The organism is Halochromatium sp., from assembly GCF_054919635.1.
Genome location: NZ_JBUDPI010000039.1, coordinates 1 through 17,173 on the forward strand (window position 1 = coordinate 1; position 17,173 = coordinate 17,173).

Annotated in this window: 14 protein-coding genes and 1 pseudogene; 4 read left to right on the top strand and 11 right to left on the bottom strand. The window is 62.4% G+C overall.

Going from position 1 to position 17,173, the window contains the following annotated elements; genetic code table 11:
- Window positions 1-81: 81 nt before the first annotated feature.
- From ACY693_RS04290 to lptG, 6 genes are all read right to left on the bottom strand, one after another.
- Window positions 82-579, bottom strand: a complete 498-nt coding sequence (locus tag ACY693_RS04290; protein ID WP_462320596.1) for a C40 family peptidase — start codon at window positions 577-579, stop codon at window positions 82-84.
- A 321-nt stretch (window positions 580-900) separates the two neighbouring features.
- The gene (locus tag ACY693_RS04295) at window positions 901-2,397 is read right to left on the bottom strand and encodes an ABC transporter substrate-binding protein (RefSeq protein WP_462320609.1); all 1,497 of its coding nucleotides are present in this window, start codon (window positions 2,395-2,397) and stop codon (window positions 901-903) included.
- Window positions 2,398-2,571: 174 nt separating this feature from the next.
- Window positions 2,572-3,054: a CYTH domain-containing protein gene (locus ACY693_RS04300; RefSeq protein WP_462320597.1), complete on the bottom strand. Its 483-nt coding sequence runs from the start codon at window positions 3,052-3,054 to the stop codon at window positions 2,572-2,574.
- 45 nt (window positions 3,055-3,099) lie between these two features.
- Complete coding sequence (rlmD, locus tag ACY693_RS04305) at window positions 3,100-4,503, bottom strand: 23S rRNA (uracil(1939)-C(5))-methyltransferase RlmD (RefSeq protein WP_462320598.1); 1,404 nt, start codon at window positions 4,501-4,503, stop codon at window positions 3,100-3,102.
- Between the two features lie 191 nt (window positions 4,504-4,694).
- Window positions 4,695-5,588 (bottom strand): cysteine synthase CysM, encoded by an 894-nt coding sequence (gene cysM / locus ACY693_RS04310; protein WP_462320599.1) that lies wholly within the window; start codon window positions 5,586-5,588, stop codon window positions 4,695-4,697.
- Window positions 5,589-5,695: 107 nt separating this feature from the next.
- Entirely contained in the window at window positions 5,696-6,757 is a 1,062-nt protein-coding gene (gene lptG, locus ACY693_RS04315) for an LPS export ABC transporter permease LptG (RefSeq protein ID WP_462320600.1), read from the bottom strand.
- Window positions 6,758-7,032: 275 nt separating this feature from the next.
- Here lptG and ACY693_RS04320 point away from each other — a divergent pair, with 275 nt between their 5' ends.
- Together ACY693_RS04320 and ACY693_RS04325 are read left to right on the top strand one after the other, a co-directional pair.
- On the top strand, window positions 7,033-8,532 hold the full coding sequence (locus ACY693_RS04320) for a leucyl aminopeptidase (RefSeq protein ID WP_462320601.1): 1,500 nt from the start codon (window positions 7,033-7,035) through the stop codon (window positions 8,530-8,532).
- Window positions 8,533-8,642: 110 nt separating this feature from the next.
- Window positions 8,643-9,095: a DNA polymerase III subunit chi gene (locus ACY693_RS04325; RefSeq protein ID WP_462320602.1), complete on the top strand. Its 453-nt coding sequence runs from the start codon at window positions 8,643-8,645 to the stop codon at window positions 9,093-9,095.
- 8 nt (window positions 9,096-9,103) lie between these two features.
- Here the strand turns inward: ACY693_RS04325 and ACY693_RS04330 are convergent, their stop codons facing one another.
- Together ACY693_RS04330 and ACY693_RS04335 are read right to left on the bottom strand one after the other, a co-directional pair.
- The gene (locus tag ACY693_RS04330) at window positions 9,104-9,949 is read right to left on the bottom strand and encodes a competence/damage-inducible protein A (protein ID WP_462320603.1); all 846 of its coding nucleotides are present in this window, start codon (window positions 9,947-9,949) and stop codon (window positions 9,104-9,106) included.
- Window positions 9,950-9,977: 28 nt separating this feature from the next.
- Window positions 9,978-10,739, bottom strand: coding sequence for an amidohydrolase family protein (locus ACY693_RS04335; protein WP_462320604.1), 762 nt, complete (start codon window positions 10,737-10,739; stop codon window positions 9,978-9,980).
- 444 nt (window positions 10,740-11,183) lie between these two features.
- On the opposite strand from ACY693_RS04335, the gene manA reads away from it, so the two are divergent.
- A complete protein-coding gene (gene manA, locus ACY693_RS04340) occupies window positions 11,184-12,593 on the top strand; it encodes a mannose-6-phosphate isomerase, class I (protein ID WP_462320605.1) in 1,410 nt (469 codons plus the stop codon).
- A 117-nt stretch (window positions 12,594-12,710) separates the two neighbouring features.
- Here manA and ACY693_RS04345 read toward each other — a convergent pair whose 3' ends face one another.
- Window positions 12,711-15,320, bottom strand: a complete 2,610-nt coding sequence (locus tag ACY693_RS04345; RefSeq protein WP_462320606.1) for a penicillin-binding protein 1A — start codon at window positions 15,318-15,320, stop codon at window positions 12,711-12,713.
- Window positions 15,321-15,519: 199 nt separating this feature from the next.
- Here ACY693_RS04345 and ACY693_RS04350 point away from each other — a divergent pair, with 199 nt between their 5' ends.
- A complete protein-coding gene (locus tag ACY693_RS04350; protein ID WP_462320607.1) occupies window positions 15,520-16,209 on the top strand; it encodes a CerR family C-terminal domain-containing protein in 690 nt (229 codons plus the stop codon).
- Here the strand turns inward: ACY693_RS04350 and ACY693_RS04355 are convergent.
- Both ACY693_RS04355 and ACY693_RS04360 read right to left on the bottom strand, forming a co-directional pair.
- Window positions 16,197-16,790: a hydrogenase maturation protease gene (locus ACY693_RS04355; RefSeq protein WP_462320608.1), complete on the bottom strand. Its 594-nt coding sequence runs from the start codon at window positions 16,788-16,790 to the stop codon at window positions 16,197-16,199. The two genes, ACY693_RS04350 and ACY693_RS04355, sit on opposite strands and share 13 nt — an antisense overlap.
- 120 nt (window positions 16,791-16,910) lie before the next feature.
- Window positions 16,911-17,173: pseudogene (locus ACY693_RS04360) on the bottom strand (Ni/Fe hydrogenase subunit alpha); the annotation flags it as partial.

A 17,173-nucleotide genomic window follows, 5' to 3' on the forward strand; every position in this document is an offset into this window, starting at 1 on the left:
ACGCTCCTCGAAGGCGAACGAACATCCTGCGCAATTCGGTATGAGCTTTTCCGGCGATCGCCTCAGGCAGCTGTCGCCAGCCTATAGGTAGCTCCCAGCGCCGCGGTAGCGCTCGCGCCAATAGGGGTTATCGAGATTGGCAAGCCGGACGCGGCGCTTCGAGGTCGAGGCATGCACAAAACGGTGCTGATCCACCATTAGGCCAACGTGGTACTGGCTCGGGCCGGTCTGAAAAAAGACCAGGTCGCCAGGCTTCGGGCGGCCCCGCAGCGGACGTGCCGCAGCCTGCTGCTCGGTCGAGACCCGAGGAATGCGCATTCCAACGGCCTGATGCGCGACCAGTGTCAATCCACTGCAATCCAGCGCTTGATGCGGCGTTTCGCCACCGTAGACGTAGGGGGTGCCGATCTGAGACAGCGCTGCCATCACGACATTGGCGCGCTTGGGCTCGAGGTCGCCGAGATCGAAGCGCTCACCGCCGATCTCGACATCCTGACTCGGCGAGGTGCTCGCACAGCCGAGCAGTGCGAGGACCGAGCCCAAACAGGCACAGGCCGCCACTAGGCGCAGTCTAGCCATCCCCAGGGGGCGGCGTTGATGACAGGATACCCGTTCAACTTTTGACATTTCACCCGATAAAAACTTTCTAAACCAATGTAAAAGCGAAGTTTAGTCTCGAATGCCTCGAAGTCAAGCAAGGCTGACTAACCGCAGGCTCAAGACTGCAAGCCGAGATCATGGCCAACCGCGGGTCAACGTCGACGGCATACGAAGCGACCGGCAGCATCGGCAGCAGGTCTAGGCGGGGTCGAGCTGGGTGGGGCCGGCCTCGCGGTCAAGGAAGACTGCGCGGCGCGGGCCTTAGGTCCTGCTAGGCCGGACTCGGCCTGACAGACGGGGCTAGCGCGGCAGCGCGCGCTCGATCGTCGCGAGTCCGTCGTAGTTGCCGTCCGGGGCCAACTGATAGCCCGTTAGCCCTTCGCGCAGCGCAGCAACCTGATCCTCGTACCAAAGCGGGAGATAGGGCAGGTCTTGGTGAAGCAATCCCTGCAGCGATCGATAGCGCTGGGCCTGGCGATTGAGATCGGGCTCACGACGGGCGGCATCGATCAGCCGGTCGGCCTCCGGGCTCAGGTAGCGGCCGCGGTTAGCGCCACTCGGCGGCGTTGAGGCGCTATGGAAGACATAGCGGAAGATGTCCGGCAGACGAATCCCCACCCAGGTCAGACCAAAGAGCTGGAAACGTCCGGCCTTGATATCACCAAAGAAGGTGCCCCAATCGTAGCTCTCGATCTTGAGGTGGATGCCGACCTCGGCTAACTGAGCCTGGAGCACGCTGGCAAGCCGCAGCCGAAACGGGTCACTTGAGGTCTTATAAGAGAGCAATAGAGTCTCGCCGTTCGCATAGCCGGCTTCCGCCAGAAGGCGCTTGGCCCGTGCCGGATCGTGGTCATAAGGAGACAGCCCGCTCACACCAGCCCAATGCTCCGGCGGCAGCAGGGACTCAGCGAGCCGCCCTTGATCCTGGAACAGCCAACGCAGGATGGCCTCACGATCAACCGCGTGGGCGATCGCCCGACGCAATCTCGGGTCGGCGGTGACGGGGTCGGCGAGATTGAAGCCCAGGTAGGAGAAATTGACCCCAGGTGCGTTTAACACCTGAATCCCAGGACGCTTGCGCAAGAGGCCGATCAGCTCGGGAGGCAGGTCGTTCTGAAGCAGATCGACCTCGCCACGGAGCAGCTTCATGACCCGGACATTGGGGTCCTTGACACGAGCCAGGCTGATCAATTGGCCATCGCGTCGGCGCTCCAGCAGCAGCCGATCGGCCGTCGGCCAGGCAACCAAACGCAGTGCACCACTGCCAATCGGTTGACGCTGGAACCGATGTCCAGCCGCAATCTGCTCGGCTGGCAAGATGCCAATGCTGAGATAGGCCGGAAACAGCGGATCGGGCTCCGAGAGGTGGAAACAGAGCCGACGCTCGTCCAACACCTCGATGCGCTCAATCAACGCCAATGTCGCCCGATGCGGCGATGCCAAACCAGTGCGGGACCCAGCCTCGGACCCAGGGTCGAGGATCGAGCGATAGGTCGCGGCGACGTCGATGCTACGAAGCGCCTGTCCATTGCTGAATGGCAAGAGCCCCGGTCTGAGCTCGAAGCGATACTGTAAGGGCGAGCGCTGCTCCCATCGCGCGATTCCCGGGATGGGTCGCCCGGCTGCATCGAGCTCGACCAGACGTGCATACAACAGCCGATTGACACGCTCCGAGACGGCATCGGTCGCTAGTCGCGGATCGAGATTCGCCGGCGCTTGAGAGACCGCGAGGACAATGGTGTCAGCATCATCAGGCGCGACACAGCTGGTCTGGCTAAGGGCCAAGACGAAGATCACAGGCAGCAATGGCAGCCTCGCGATGAGCAGTCCGTGCCTGCTGCGGGTTACCCCCAAGCGACAAACAAGGCGCAACAAACAGCTCATCCTCGCCTGATGGCTCAAGGAGTCAACGCCTCAGCCAGGGCCTCAGCCAGGGCCTCAGCCAGGTCGAGATAAGCCGAACCCCCTCGCTCAAGCTTGCCTGCCCGACCAATCCTTGAACGGATGACGCGCTAGATTTGCATTGTAATAGCGAGGATCATCGCTGACCTCGTCACCCAGCCAGCTCGGACGCTCAAAGTCCTCGTCTTCGGCGCCCAGCTCGACCTCGGCCAGCACCAGGCCCTCATTGTCGCCGGCAAACAGGTCGACCTCCCAGACATGGCCGCAGCAGCGCACGCGATGGCGGGTCTTATCGATGATCGCGGTCTCAGCCAGCTCATCCAGCATCCGCTGCGCGTCTTCGGGTGGGATCGGATACTCGTACTCACTGCGGCTGATCCCCTGCGTTGCCCCCTTGATCGTGAGCCGACCCTGATCACCCTCGAGACGAACACGCACTGTCAGTGTCGGTGTCGAGGCCAGATACCCCTGCATCAGATGGGTCGTAGACAACAGCTGTTTACGCCAACCATCGTGTCGAACCAGAAACTTACGCTCAATCTCAGTTGCCATCTCTGCTGTCTACCTGCGGTGCATTCTGACCTTACAACGGCCGCGCTAACGCCGCTCAAATAGCGCCATGGCCTCGAGATGCGCCGTGTGAGGAAACATGTCCATGGCGCCAGCGGCCTCAAGCTTGAAGCCAAGCTCACCAACCAGCTTAGCTGCGTCGCGCGCCAGCGTCGCCGGGTAGCAAGACACATAGAGGATTCGACGCACGCCGGTTGCGGCGAGCCCATCGAGCACCTCGAGCGCGCCACTGCGAGGCGGGTCCAATAGGGCCTTATCGAAGGGCTCGAGCCAGGGAGCAGCGGCCGATGACGATGATGAGGTCTGCGCTCCGGCTCTGGCTAGCCCCCCCGACTGAGAGTCTCCTTGCCGTGGGGTCTGTGCGTAGAGATCGGCTGCAAAGAATTGCGCGTTCTCAATCCCATTGCGCGCCGCATTGGTCTCAGCGCGCGCCACCAGGCCCGCATCACCCTCGACACCGACTAGCTCGCGCGCATGGCGTGCCAGCGGTAGCGTGAAATTGCCGATTCCACAAAACAGGTCGAGGACGCGCTCATCGGGCTGCGGGTCGAGCAGCCTCAGCGCCTGATCGATCATCCGCCGATTCAGCTCCAGGTTCACCTGGGTGAAATCGGTCGGCTCGAATGCCAGCGTCAGCCCCTGATTCGGCAGACTGTAGCTGAGCTCGGCTCCCTGACCGGGCAGCGGGCGAACGGTCTCGACCCCACCCTCCTGGAGATAGATGTGGAAACCGGTCTCGGCCGCAAAGCCCAACAGCCGATCGCAATCCGCTGCCGAAGGAGGATCGAGCACGCGAAACACCAAGACGACCGGCCCATCGCCCTGCGCCACCTCGATCTGCGGCAGACGCTCACGGATGCTCAGACCCTCGATCAGCCGCGCCAGCGCCTCGAGCCCCGCACCCACTGCCGGCTGCAAGACCTCACAGCGCCGCACATCGGCGATGAAGCTCGAGCCGCGCTCGCGGAAGCCCACCAGCACCCGGCCCTTCTTCGGCACCCAGCGCACGCCGAGCCGTGCCTTGCGCCGATAGCCCCAGTGCGCCTCAGCCTGCTCCGCAGCCAACGGCGGTAGCCAGCGCGCCGGCGCTAACCCGCCGATTCGCTGCAGCACATCGGCCAAGATCGCCTGCTTGTTCTCGATCTGGGCTTCTGGGTCCATGTGCTGCAGCGCACAACCGCCACAGACGCCGAAGTGTGCGCAGCGCGGCTCGACCCGCTTGGGCGAAGGCTCGAGCACCTCGATGGCGACCGCCTCATCATGGCGCCGCAGCCGCCGGGTGAGCCGACAGCGCACCCGCTCGCCAGCCAAGGCGCCGAACACAAACAGGGTCTTGCCCTCGACCCTTGCAACACCGCGCCCATCATGGGCTAGGGATTCAATCTCGGCCTCGATCGGCTCGCTCGGCAATGGTTTACGCTTCTTACTCATCGGCGGCAATGTGCCAGCTACCGATCAAGACAGCAAGATGCATCAGAGCGCGCCACCTCATCGGACAGCAGCATCGAGCAGCTGGCCGGATTCTTTGTCCCGATAAGGGGCCCGATGATGGCTTCATCCCAGCCCAAAGTGGGTGCCCCTGAAAACGGGACGACCTTGATGGAGGCCTTGTGAGAGGCCGCTCAACCGCTGGGATAGACGCCGGTGGACAGGTACCGATCACCACGGTCACAGATGATCGCAACGATCACGGCATTGTCGATCTCGGCGGAGAGCTTGAGCGCCGCTGCGACAGAACCGCCCGACGAGACCCCAGCAAAGATGCCCTCGCGAGCAGCCAGCGCCCGCATGGTCTCCTCAGCCTCGGCTTGGGAGACATCAATGATGCGGTCCACTCGAGAGGCGTCGAAGATCTTGGGCAGATAGGCCTCGGGCCAACGCCGAATGCCGGGGATGCTCGAGCCCTCTTGCGGTTGCACACCGATGATCTGCACAGCCGGATTCTGCGCCTTGAGATACCGACTGGTGCCCATGATGGTGCCCGTGGTGCCCATGGCACTGACAAAGTGCGTCACCCGGCCTTCGGTATCGCGCCAGATCTCGGGACCCGTCCCCTCATAGTGGGCCAGAGGGTTGTCTTGGTTAGAGAACTGATCCAAGCGAATGCCGACGCCCTGCGCCTCGAGCTCACGCGCAAGATCGATCGCCGCCTCCATGCTACCGGCCTTGGGTGTGAGCCGGATCTCGGCGCCAAATGCGGCCATCGCCTGACGACGCTCGACGCTCATGTGCTCCGGCATGATCAGCAGCATGCGGTAGCCCTTGATCGCCGCAGCCATCGCCAGCGCGATTCCGGTGTTGCCGCTCGTCGCCTCGATCAGCGTGTCGCCGGGCTGTATGTGCCCGCGCTGCTCGGCGTGACGGATCATGCTTAACGCAGCGCGGTCTTTGACGGAGCCAGCCGGATTATTGCCCTCCAGCTTGGCAAGCATGAGATTACTGGTGTCGCCGGGCAGCCGTTGCAGCCGCACCAGCGGCGTGTTGCCGATCAGATCTTCGAGCGTTGGATAGTGCATCGCAGGACCTCAGGCCAAGTCGACCGGTTCGCATCGCATAATCTTGGCATTCTGCCCGAGCTGATCGAGCACAGCGAGCGCTCGCCCTGGGCTCCCGCTGCCGAGCCTCATCCAACTCGGCGCAGCAGCAGCACCGCGCCGAGCATGAACAGCAACAGCGGCGCAAAGGCCGCTAGTGCCGGATTCAGCTCGTACAACAGCGCCAGGTAGGTGAAGGTGCGGCTCACCAGATAAAACAGGATGCCGAGCGCAATTCCGATGAACAGCTTGATCCCCGTGCCGCTGCTGCGCGCAGAGCCGAGCAAAACCGGGATCGAGACGAAGATCATGGTCAGGATGAGCAGCGGTTGGACAATCTTGCTCCAGAAGGCAACCTCGTAGGCACCTGCATCCTGCTTGGTTTGATGCATGTAGCTCAGGTAATGGTAAAGCCCCCAGACCGGCAGCGCATGTGGCTCAACGACAATCACCTCAAGTAAACGAGGGCTCAGCAGTGATTCCCAGCGCGCCCGCTCCAAGCGATCGACCTCGACACCCTCGAGGCCGATGCGACTATGCTCGATGTCGGTCAAGACCCAGCGCCCGTCTTCGTAATACGCCTTGCTCGCACGGGTTGCGGACCTCAACCGACCACCACTCACCACAAAGATTTCGATATCGGAGAGCTCAGCGCCCGGCTCGATCTGACGCACGTTGATGAAGGCATCACCGTCCCGTGCCCAAAATCCGCTGCGACCAATCTTCACCGCCTCCCCACTGGTCGCAGCTGCTCGTAAGGCCAAGGCCTGCTGCTCAGCGACCGGCGCGACGAGCTCACCGACGCCAGTCGCCAGCAGCGCCAGCAGCACACCACCGCCCATCGCCCCACCAATGATGCGCGCGATCGACACCCCAGCCGCACGCATCGCAACCAGCTCCGAGCGCGCGGCAAGCTGGCCCAAGCCAATCAAGGCGCCGATCAGCGTCGCGATCGGAAACACTTGATAGAGATAGCGCGGCAGCGTCAGGGTCACGAACCACAGCGCCTCGGTCAGCTGGTAGCTCCCTGAACCCACTCGGTCCATCTCGTCGGCAAAGACGAACACCGCCAGCAGCGGCATCAGCATAGCCAACGTCAGCAGGGTGCCGCCGATGACAGCACCAGCGAGATATCGATCGAGGATAGGCAACGGCTTTCTTGATCTCCGGCTATGGCTTGCAGAGCTGAAACGCGATACAGGCTTGCTCCGGCCTATTCCGGGCCTGTTCCTGGGCTATTCCGGACCTATTCCTGGCTGGCCAAACGACCACCGACGTCCATCAGATCAGCACAGTCCAGCTTAGCCACTGCGGATGCGGCAGCGATTCCTGTAGACTTCTACAAGACGACAAAGCCAATCCTGGTCCGTCTCAGAGACGAGCCATAGTAACGCAAGCCTAAGGCGAGCAGTCCTCAGGAGCACCGATGCAATCGAAGATCACCAGCTGCGACCTGACCCAGGTCGAGACCCCGTGCCTGATTCTCGGCGTGTTCAGCGAGCGCCAGCTATCCGATGCCGCCAAGACCATCGACGCCGCCAGCAACGGCGCGTTGAGTGGCGTACTCGAAAAGGGTGACCTCGATGGCAAGACGGGGAGCGCCCTGATGCTCTATGGCATCGGCGGCGTTGCGGCAGAACGGCTGCTGCTGGTGAACTGTGGCAAGCACGAAGAGCTCGACCGTCGCGCCTATGAAAAGGCGCTCAAAGCGGTCTTTGCACAGCTTGCTGCCGCGCGCATCGACAATGCCCTCTGCACCCTCACCGCACTCGAGCCAAACGGCATGGACAGCTACCAGTGCGTGCGCCACAGCCTACTGCTCGCGGCTCAAGACGCCTATCGCTACACCCAGACCAAGAAGCCAGCATCCGATGCGCCGGCACCTCTCGAGACACTCGACTGCTGGATCGCAGACAGCGGACAGACCGAGCCTGCTGAGCGTGCTGTCGCCCATGGCCTGGCCATTGCCGAAGGGGTTGCACTGGCCCGCGAGCTCAGCAACCTACCCGGCAACATCTGCACCCCAACCTATCTTGCTGACCAGGCCACGGCCGTTGCGCAGCACTCCGCCAAGCTCAAGGTCGAGGTGCTGGATGAAGCGGCCATGGCCGAGCTTGGTATGGGCGCCCTGCTCTCGGTCAGCCGTGGCAGTCGGCAGCCTGCGCAGCTGATCCTGATGCACTACCGCGGCGGCAGCGATGAGGACAAGCCCATCGTCCTGGTCGGCAAAGGACTTACCTTTGACGCTGGCGGTATCTCGATCAAGCCGGCCGAAGCGATGGACGAGATGAAGTACGACATGTGCGGCGGTGCCGGCGTGATCGGCACCCTACGCGCCCTCTGCGCGCTGGACCTTCCGCTCAATGTCATCGGCGTCGTGCCGGCCTCCGAGAACCTACCCGATGGCGCCGCGAACAAGCCGGGCGACATCGTCACCAGCCTCTCCGGACAGACCATCGAGATCCTCAACACCGATGCCGAGGGCCGACTCATCCTCTGCGATGCGCTGACCTACGTAGAGCGCTTCGATCCCGACCTGGTGATCGACATGGCCACCCTCACCGGCGCCTGTATCGTTGGACTCGGACGGCATCCGTCCGGACTCTTCTCCAACAATGATGCGCTCGCCGAGGCACTCACCCAAGCCGGAGAGGTCAGCGCCGATCGGGTCTGGCGCATGCCACTCTGGGATGACTACCAGCAGCAGCTCGACAGCAACTTCGCCGATATGGCCAACATCGGCGGCCGCGACGGCGGCGCCATCACCGCCGCTTGCTTCCTCTCGCGCTATACCAAGGCCTATACCTGGGCACATCTGGACATCGCCGGCACCGCCTGGCTCACCGGCAAAGAGAAGGGAGCAACCGGCCGCCCGGTGCCGCTGCTGAGTCAGTTCTTGCTCGATCGCATCGGGCAAGACGCCTGATTGGCCGACTGGATGCCTGGATGACTGGCTGGCATAGGTCCTATTGACCAGGGTCTGACTGCGACAAGCCCCGGCAGGATCGCAGCCAGCCGCAGGCCGATGCTGATCTCATGACGCGAATCGATTTCTATGTCCTCAAGGAAGGCAGCCGGAGCGACCGCTTCGGGCTCAGCTGTCGGCTGGTCGAGCGCATCTACAACAGCGTACCCGCGACAGAGAAGCCGCCGCGGGTCCTGATCTACTGCCCAGACGCACAGCAGGCGCGCTACCTCGACCGCCTACTCTGGAGCTTTCGCGAAGATAGCTTTCTGCCGCATGGACTGGTCGGCGAGACCGACCCGCAGCTGACCCCGATCCTAATCAGCACCGATGGTCAGCCCGAGACCGAAGACCAGGTGCTGATCAATCTCAGCCCAAGCGCCGAGGCACCACCCTTCTTCAGCCGCTTCGAGCGTCTCTGCGAGCCGCTCGATCATGAGCCCGAGATCCGGCACGCGGGCCGCAAACGCTACCTCTATTACCGCGACAGCGGCTATCCGCTAGAGCATCACAGCCTGCGCTGAGCAGAGACTCAAGCCTGCACCTGATACTCGACGCGTTGCGCATCGAGTCCAGCGCACAAGGCCGCCATCGCCGGCTCAAGATCACCACGACCGCGAAAGCCGAGCAAGATATAGCGGTCGGCCGCGGTCTCACCGAGATGCGGCAGGCTAAACAGTTTCAGTGCCGGGAATTGCGGCCCAAGCGTCTCCATCAGCGGGATCAAGCGACTCTCGGGCGCACCCCGCACTCCAAGTGCGGCCTCGCGCAGCGGTTCGGCGACGCCATAATGCTGGTCGAGCACCCATTCGGCCATCGGCCAAGCCATTTGCGGGAAGCCAGGCAGGAACCAGTGCCGATTCAGACCGAACCCAGGCACCTGGTTGACCGGATTCGGGATCAACGAGGCACCGACGGGGAGATCGGCCATCCGGATGCGCTGCGGATAGGCGTCGGCGCCGAAGCGCCCCTCGATTAGCTGCGCTGCACCGGCATGCCGCTCGAGTCCAACGCCGGCCGCCGTCGCGACGCAGCCGCGGGTATGATCATCCGGGGTTGCGCCGATTCCACCGCAACAGAACACCGGCTCCGCTGCGGCCATTGAGGCCTGCAGGTGCCACACCAGTCGATCGGGCTCGTCGGGCAGGACCCAGCACCAACCAAGCTGATGACCGCGCTCTGAGAGCAGCCGCTTGAAGGTCCCAAGATGCCGGTCTTGACGGGTGCCATTCAGAACCTCGTCGCCGATCACAATCAGGCCGAAAGCAACCGGCTCAAGCCCCGGACCGGGCGGCTTGGTTTCCAGCGCTGGGCTTGGCGTCGCGTCCGAGGCAGCCGCGCCCCAGTCGGATTCGGAATTGGAGCCTGTGAGAGTCATCAGCCGTCAAATCTCCTGGGTTCTTCAGTCAAGGCGACACCCGCGCTCCTAGCCCGAACAGCCGTGCCGCGTTGCCATAGGCCAAACGCGCAGCCACCTCTGGCGGCAGCTGGTCCAGCCAGCCACGGATGCGGGCTGCAACCTCAGAGAAACGCTGCCAACGCGGCGTCCAATAGGTGTCAATACCAACCAGCACCTGCTCTTGATGGGCGATAAAAAACCGCCGCCACTGCGGCCAAAGCCGACCCTCATTATCGACGAAACGCTCATCCCGGACCGAGGTATCCACAAACAGCCGGGGATAGCGAGCCAAGAGCGGCGCTACGACCTGTGGCCGAGGATCGGTCCCTAGGTGCGCCCAGAGAACCGTCAGCTCTGGCGCCTGAGCGAAGATGGCCTCAATCACCACCGCATCGCCATGGATCTGGAGCACTAGGTCCTGCTCAGCTGCAATCGCCACCAAGGCGGCAAGGACCGGACTCTCACGATCCTTGGCAAAGAGATGGAGCTCACCGAGACCACGATAGATGCCGCTGCGCAGGGTCTCAGCGACCCGTGCCGGCAGATCCGGATCATGCATCCAATCGGCCTTGTCCGTCTGCCCACGGTAAACACTCAGGAACGGCAGGATGCGATCGGGCGCAGCGCGATAGAGCGCCTCAATGGCCCACTGAGGCTGACCTGAGACCACAGCGGCCTCGATCAGGTTGCGATCAAAGAGTGCGATGACCTGCTCTGGCGGCAGCTGCGCAGCATCAACAGCAGTGTAGTGGAGATGGGTGTCGATCATGGGCTGCGTCGTTGCCAAAGCCCAGGAGGAGCAAAGGCTCAAACCGGCCACCGTGACGACATTGACGCCATTGCGGCAACAATGACGAAGGTGATCCAACAACTGCGCCATGCGCGTCTTGAGTCGCCCCAACGTCAAACGAAGTTGTTGCTCTCGAAACACAGGATGACCTCGGTGACAGCGAGCTCAGCAACGGAGCCGACATAGCCGACTAGCACCCCGGATCACCGTCAGGCACTAGAATCGCTTTGCGAAAGCGACTATCTTCGGTCGACAGGGAGCCAGCGCAAGCCTTGCGACCTGAGGTGACCTTGCAATGAACCTTGGCCCGCCAATCGACGTCGACCGCTTCGCCTGCAGGCAAACGCGCCCGATCCAGACGATCCCGCGCGAGCGGACTGCTGTCCAGGGCACCCAAATCCGGCGCTTCGCCTTGGATCTCTGATGGACAGCCCGGTTGGTCGCGACGCCTTCATGGCGCCGGTTCCGACGGCGGAGCAGCTGCAGGCGGCGATCGATGCGTTCAGGGCCGCTCCAAGGCCATTGCGACTGCACTGCGGCATTCAACATTACAGCTGGGGCGACCCGGATTTCATCCCTGCGCTCATCGAGGCCAAGAACCCACGCCAACTGCCCTTCGCAGAACTCTGGATCGGTGCCCATCCTGACCTGGCCTCCACGGTTGCGCTGGGTTGCTGCCGACTCTCACTGGCGGAGCTCATCACCGCTGCCCCACGCACTATGTTGGGAGCCGAGTCAGCGCAGCGCTTCGACAACCAGCTCCCTTTCCTGCTCAAGATGCTCGCAGCACGAGAGCCCTTATCGATTCAAGCCCATCCGAGCCAAGCACAAGCCATCGCCGGTTACCAGCATGAAGAGGCCATCGGGCTGTCGCTGAGCGATCCGCGCCGAAGCTACCGTGACCGCAACCATAAGCCAGAGCTGTTGGTCGCAGTGACCGACTTCTACGCTCTGCGCGGTTTCCGCCCCTTAGCAGAGATCCAAGCCGTGCTGGCCGCCACGCCTGAGCTCAATCCGCTGCAAACGCAATTTGAGCCGAGCGTCGCCGGTCTGTTCAACCTCTATCGGTGGCTCATGCAGCTTGAGCAAGCAGAGGTCGACGCCCTGCTCTGGCCGCTGATCAAGCGCCTTGAGCTCGAGCGAGCAGATGCGAGGTTCGAGCCGATGAACCGCTGCGACTGGCTGCTCGCGGCGAACCGGATCTTCTCAACCAACGGTCATTGCGATCGTGGTCTGTTCTCACTGCTCTTGCTCAACCTCATCGCCTTGCAGCCTGGCGAGGCCCTGTTTCTCCCGGCAGGCGAACTACATGCCTACCTGCGCGGCGCCGCGATTGAGCTGATGGCCAACTCGAACAATGTGCTGCGCGGTGGCTTGACCCAAAAGCATATCGACGTGCCGGCCTTGCTACAGACCCTCAGGATGAAGCCAGAACCCGGTGCGGTGCATCAGGTACAGCCTCCAGCCGGGCCAGGTCTTCCGGAGACCTATTCGACCCCGGCGACCGAATTCTTGCTCGAGCGCTACCGACTCAGCGCCGGAGAGCAGCGCATCATTAACTGCGGGCAGGTTGTCTGGGGCAGAGAGGGTCTCGACACTGAGCCGCGAGCCACCCTCGACAAAGAGCTCAAAGATGTGCCAGGTGCCGCAACGACCGCCAGCCAGGCGAGGCTCCGTCTGGGGCTGGTGTTGGAGGGGCAGGTCAGCCTACAAGCTCACGGCCAAGCGCCCCTGGAGCTCAAACGCGGAGCGGCCTTCGCTATCCCAGCTGCCTGCGCCGTCAAGCTGCGTAGCAACCAGCCCTCGGTCATCTTTACCGCACGAGCCCCCTAAGCGGCCCAGAACGCTTGAGCTAGACCGCTTGGGCTAGGAGGCTCGGCTCGGAACGCTGGGCCTGGAAGACTCGACCCAAGAATACTTGACCAAGAATGCTCAACCGGCAACGCCCGACTAGAAGAGCTCATCGAGCATCCGCGGCGCTGTCCGGCGTGGCGTTCGCGTTTTCGTTCTGCGAGCCACTGGTGCTGAGTATTGCACTGGATCTGGGCCCAGTGTCATCAGCTGATATTCATCGCGGATATACTCGATCCGACTGCCGCTCTTCGACTTGGTCGTTTCACCCGAACGCAGACTAATGCGTACGGGTACCATGCCGTCCGGGCGCTTGATCTTGGCCACCGGGATCTCAGCAAGCGCATCCTCCATGAAGTCGATCCAGATACCAAGCGCTGCGGTTCCGCCCCACTCGCCACGGCCAAGCGGCTTGTTGTCATCGCGCCCAACCCAGGCGACAGCTACCAGCTCGGGCTGATAGCCAGCGAACCAGGAGTCACGGGACTCGTTGGTAGTCCCGGTCTTGCCAGCGATGTCCTCCCGCTTCAAACGCTTCGCGCGCGTGGCCGTACCACTCTCGATCACATCCTTGAGCATCGAGTCCATGTTATAAGCGATCCGCGGATCGATCGCCAGCGGCGCCCGTGGATCATCGGAGGCGCCAACGGGTAGCACCTTAGCTTCCTCCTCATCACGCTCAAGCCAGCATTCCATGCAGGCCCGCAGGGGCTGCGCCTGAGAGACGATGTTGCCCTGTGCGTCCTCGATCCGGTCGATCAGGTAGGGCTGCACCCGATAGCCGCCATTGGCAAAGGCCGCAAAACCGCGCGCAATCTCCAGCGGCGTGACCGAGCCAGAGCCGAGCGCCATCGCCATATCTGGGGGCATCGACTCGGGCGAGAAGCCGAAGTTCTGAATGTATTCGCGCGCATAGTCGACGCTCATTCGATTGATCAGGTTGACCATGGCCAGGTTGCGAGACTTAGACAACGCGACACGGATACGGATCGGCCCCATGAATTTGCCATCGGCGTTCTTCGGCCGCCACATGCCGTTCTTGGACGGCATCTCGAAGCGCTCATCCTTGACCAGGCTGGCTGGTGTATAGCCTTTACCGAGCGCGGCCGCATAGACAAAGGCCTTGAAGGTCGAGCCCGGCTGTCGCTTTGCGTCGACAGCGCGATTGAACTTGCTCCACTCGAAGGCGTAACCGCCCGAAAGGGCGCGAATGGCGCCGTCCTCTGGGTCCAACGCAACCAAGGCGCCCCCAACCTTGGGCACCTGGGCCAGTACCCACTGATCGTTCTTATCCTGACGCAGCCGAATCACATCACCCACTGCAACCGCGTCGGTAACGCGTCGCGGCGCCGCGCCGCGCCAGTTCTCGGTCTTGAATGGCCGTGCCCATTTGACCTGAGACAGCCCAAGGCTGCGCACCTCGCCATTGCCCAAATAGACCTCTGCCTCCGACCCCGAGGCACTGGTCACGACCCCAACCGGCAGCCCCGGCACATCGGGCCGCTCGGCAAGGACCGCGTCCAGTGACTCGAAGGTTTGTCCGGCGGCATTCTCGACCCTCGCCTCCGGTCCGTGGTAGCCATGGCGCAGGTTATAGGCCATCAGCCCTGTCCGCAGCGCGTCATCGGACGCTCGCTGCAAGCGCTCGTCAACCGTGGTGTAAACCTTGAGGCCGAGTCGATAGGCATCCTCCTCACCGTAACGCTGCACCACCTCCTGGCGCGCCATCTCGGCGAGATAGTCTGCCCGAAACTCAATGCTAGGCACATAACGCTCGGCGCTCAGCGGCGCAGTGCTGGCAAGCAAGAAATCGGTGTCATCGATATAACCGAACGCATGCATCCGCTCGAGAATATAATCACGTCGCTCAAGCGCACGCGCGGGATTAGAGAGGGGATTGTTCGCTGAGGGGGCCTTCGGTAGTCCCGCTAGCATCGCCATCTCGGCCACGGTGAGCTGATCAAGCGTCTTCTGGTAATAGAACTCGGCCGCCGCGGCGACACCATAGGAGCGGTGACCGAAAAAGATCTTGTTCAGATAGAGGCTCAGGATCTCTTCCTTGCTGAGCCTCGACTCGAGCTTCCAAGCTAGTAGGATCTCGGTGAGCTTACGCTTGATCGTCTTTTCCGGGGTGAGGAAGAAATTACGCGCCACCTGCATGGTGATGGTGCTTCCACCCTGGGTCGCCTCACCACTCTTGGCAACGCTGACCGCAGCACGCGCAAGACCGATTGCATCGATGCCGGTGTGCTCAAAGTAACGGCTGTCTTCAACCGAGACGAAGGCATCCACCAGCAACGGCGGGATCTGCTCGAAGGCGACGGCACGCCGGCGCTGGACCCCGAATTCGGCCATCAATGACCCATTCGCGGTAAAGATTCGCAGCGGCTCCTCAAACTCAACCTGCGTCAGCGCATCGACCGGCGGCAGCTCCGCCTCGATCGCGCCCAGCACGACAGCGGCGCCGAAGGCACCGATCAAGGCCAGATCGAAGGGGATGGCCAGACCTTCGGTCACCAGTCGTGAAAGCCAGTTCAGGACGCCAAGCAAGGGTCCAGGAGAACGCTGACGGCGCTTCTTGCTGCGCGCCGAGCGCTCTTGTGTCCGGGTCGGCTGCGACTTGCCCGGCGTCTTATCTGAAGTCTTGTCTGACGAATCGCTGCGACTCACCGAGCCGCGGCGATCTGCCGCGCGAGTATCAGTCTCCAACCGGCTCAACCCCCGTCAAAATAGGCCAATCGATTCGCAGAGGTTGGACGGCCAACGACAGCGATCGCAAAAAATCAAGGCGCTTCGAGAGTCTACACGAAGAGTTCAACGTCGATTAGCCATGACGCGGATAATGAGACCCTGAGCACCAGCTGTCATCTACACTTAGAGACAAAGCAGCGAGCCGAGGAGTCATATCTTGCCGGACCAGGACCCTAACACCAGCACACGTGAACGCCTGTTGCAAGCAGCCCTCGAGGTGTTTGCCGAGCATGGCTATCGCGCCGCCACGATTCGCGAGATCTGTGGCCGTGCAGAGGCCAATGTCGCAGCCGTCCATTACCACTTCGGAGACAAGCGCAAGCTCTACGAGGCCATCTACGGCCATCTGTTCGAGACCCTGCACGAACGCCGTAATGCCTTCCTGCCACCCGATGCAGCTCCCGAGGTGCGTTTACGGGTGCACATCCGCACGCTCTTCGAGGAGATCTTCTGCAGCGAAGGCAATAGCGAGCGACAGGCGCAGCTGAGCAGACTCTATTTGAACGAGATGGTTCGACCGACCGAGGCGCTGGACCGAATCGTCACCGAGCACTTCGAGCCCGATGCCCGCGTGCTCTACGAGATCATTGCAGCGCTGCTTGAAACCACACCGACCGACCCGCTCACCATCGACTGTGCTGCCAGCGTGATTGGACAGATTCTGTATTACCACCATGCAATGCCGATCCTCTCCCGTCTGCATCCGGAACGCCCGCCAGTCGCCGAGCGGCTTGATGCCATCATCGAGCAGGTCTGGCTGTTTTCGCTAGGCGGTATCGAGCGCGCCAAGCAGTCGCACGAGGTCCTCAGTCAACCGTTGGATGACGCCTCCGATCAGGGCTGTTGAGCGCTGTCTACCTGTAGCTCCTCGAGCAGCCTAGCCGACGCGGCTCGCAGATTACCTTCGGCCTGCTCGGAGAGCCCGGTCCCCAGCGCAAAGGCATCGGCACCGATCGCCAACTGCTCGAGCCTCGGCGGCTGCCCGTAGAGAACGCTATAGAGATCCGCGAGGGCGACTGGGGTGAGCTGGTGCGTCGTCCAGCTGAGCGGCTGGGGCGGACGCTGCGCTCGACGCTGGGGCCGAGTCTGTAACTCGAGCTGGCACTGGCACTGCTGTTCCGGGCGAACCTGCGCCTGAATCGGGCACTGAATCGGGTCCCGAGCTGGAGCTGCCGTCCGCGCGTGGACCCAATCGACCGGGGTCAGTCGATAAGGCTCACTCAAACCCACTGCTGCATCCACGAAGATCACACGCTCGCGGCCAACCAGATCGAGCACATGCTCGATCTGGAGCTGAAAATCGGTCAGCAGCTCCACTCCAGGCAACTGCCCCCGATCCTGAAGGCCTTGCAGCCGCTCGATCAATCGCGGGCCAAGGGCATCATCACCACGCGATGGATTGCCATAGCCGAAGACCAAGACCGGCATAACGGGCGCTGCAGGATCGGCATCGCAACACTGCAATGCAGGCCTTGTCGCGCCTGCAGCGGCAGACCTAGCTCGCGCGCTCGTCATCGGCACGCACCAAGCACATCGTAGTGATCACCTTCATCCGGCCGCAATAATCGCACCATCGGCGTGGCGCTCTAGCCGACCCTTCAACACCCCGCCGGCATCGACCAGATCCAACTGCAATGGCATCTGACCCAGGGCATGGGTAGCACAGGAGAGGCAAGGATCATAGGCACGAATCGCCACCTCAATCTGATTCAGCAAGGGCTCAGTGAGCTCGTGGCCGTCCAGGTAGCAGCTGGCAACCTGACGGATCGACTCATTCATCGCCTGATTGTTGTTCGTGGTCGAGACGATCA

Coding starts and splice junctions, on each gene's coding strand:
- ACY693_RS04290 (WP_462320596.1), bottom strand. CDS start 579: ATGGCTAGACTGCGCCTAGTGGCGGCCTGTGCCTGTTTGGGCTCGGTC.
- ACY693_RS04300 (WP_462320597.1), bottom strand. CDS start 3,054: ATGGCAACTGAGATTGAGCGTAAGTTTCTGGTTCGACACGATGGTTGG.
- rlmD (WP_462320598.1), bottom strand. CDS start 4,503: ATGAGTAAGAAGCGTAAACCATTGCCGAGCGAGCCGATCGAGGCCGAG.
- cysM (WP_462320599.1), bottom strand. CDS start 5,588: ATGCACTATCCAACGCTCGAAGATCTGATCGGCAACACGCCGCTGGTG.
- ACY693_RS04320 (WP_462320601.1), top strand. CDS start 7,033: ATGCAATCGAAGATCACCAGCTGCGACCTGACCCAGGTCGAGACCCCG.
- ACY693_RS04325 (WP_462320602.1), top strand. CDS start 8,643: ATGACGCGAATCGATTTCTATGTCCTCAAGGAAGGCAGCCGGAGCGAC.
- ACY693_RS04330 (WP_462320603.1), bottom strand. CDS start 9,949: ATGACTCTCACAGGCTCCAATTCCGAATCCGACTGGGGCGCGGCTGCC.
- ACY693_RS04335 (WP_462320604.1), bottom strand. CDS start 10,739: ATGATCGACACCCATCTCCACTACACTGCTGTTGATGCTGCGCAGCTG.
- manA (WP_462320605.1), top strand. CDS start 11,184: ATGGACAGCCCGGTTGGTCGCGACGCCTTCATGGCGCCGGTTCCGACG.
- ACY693_RS04355 (WP_462320608.1), bottom strand. CDS start 16,790: ATGCCGGTCTTGGTCTTCGGCTATGGCAATCCATCGCGTGGTGATGAT.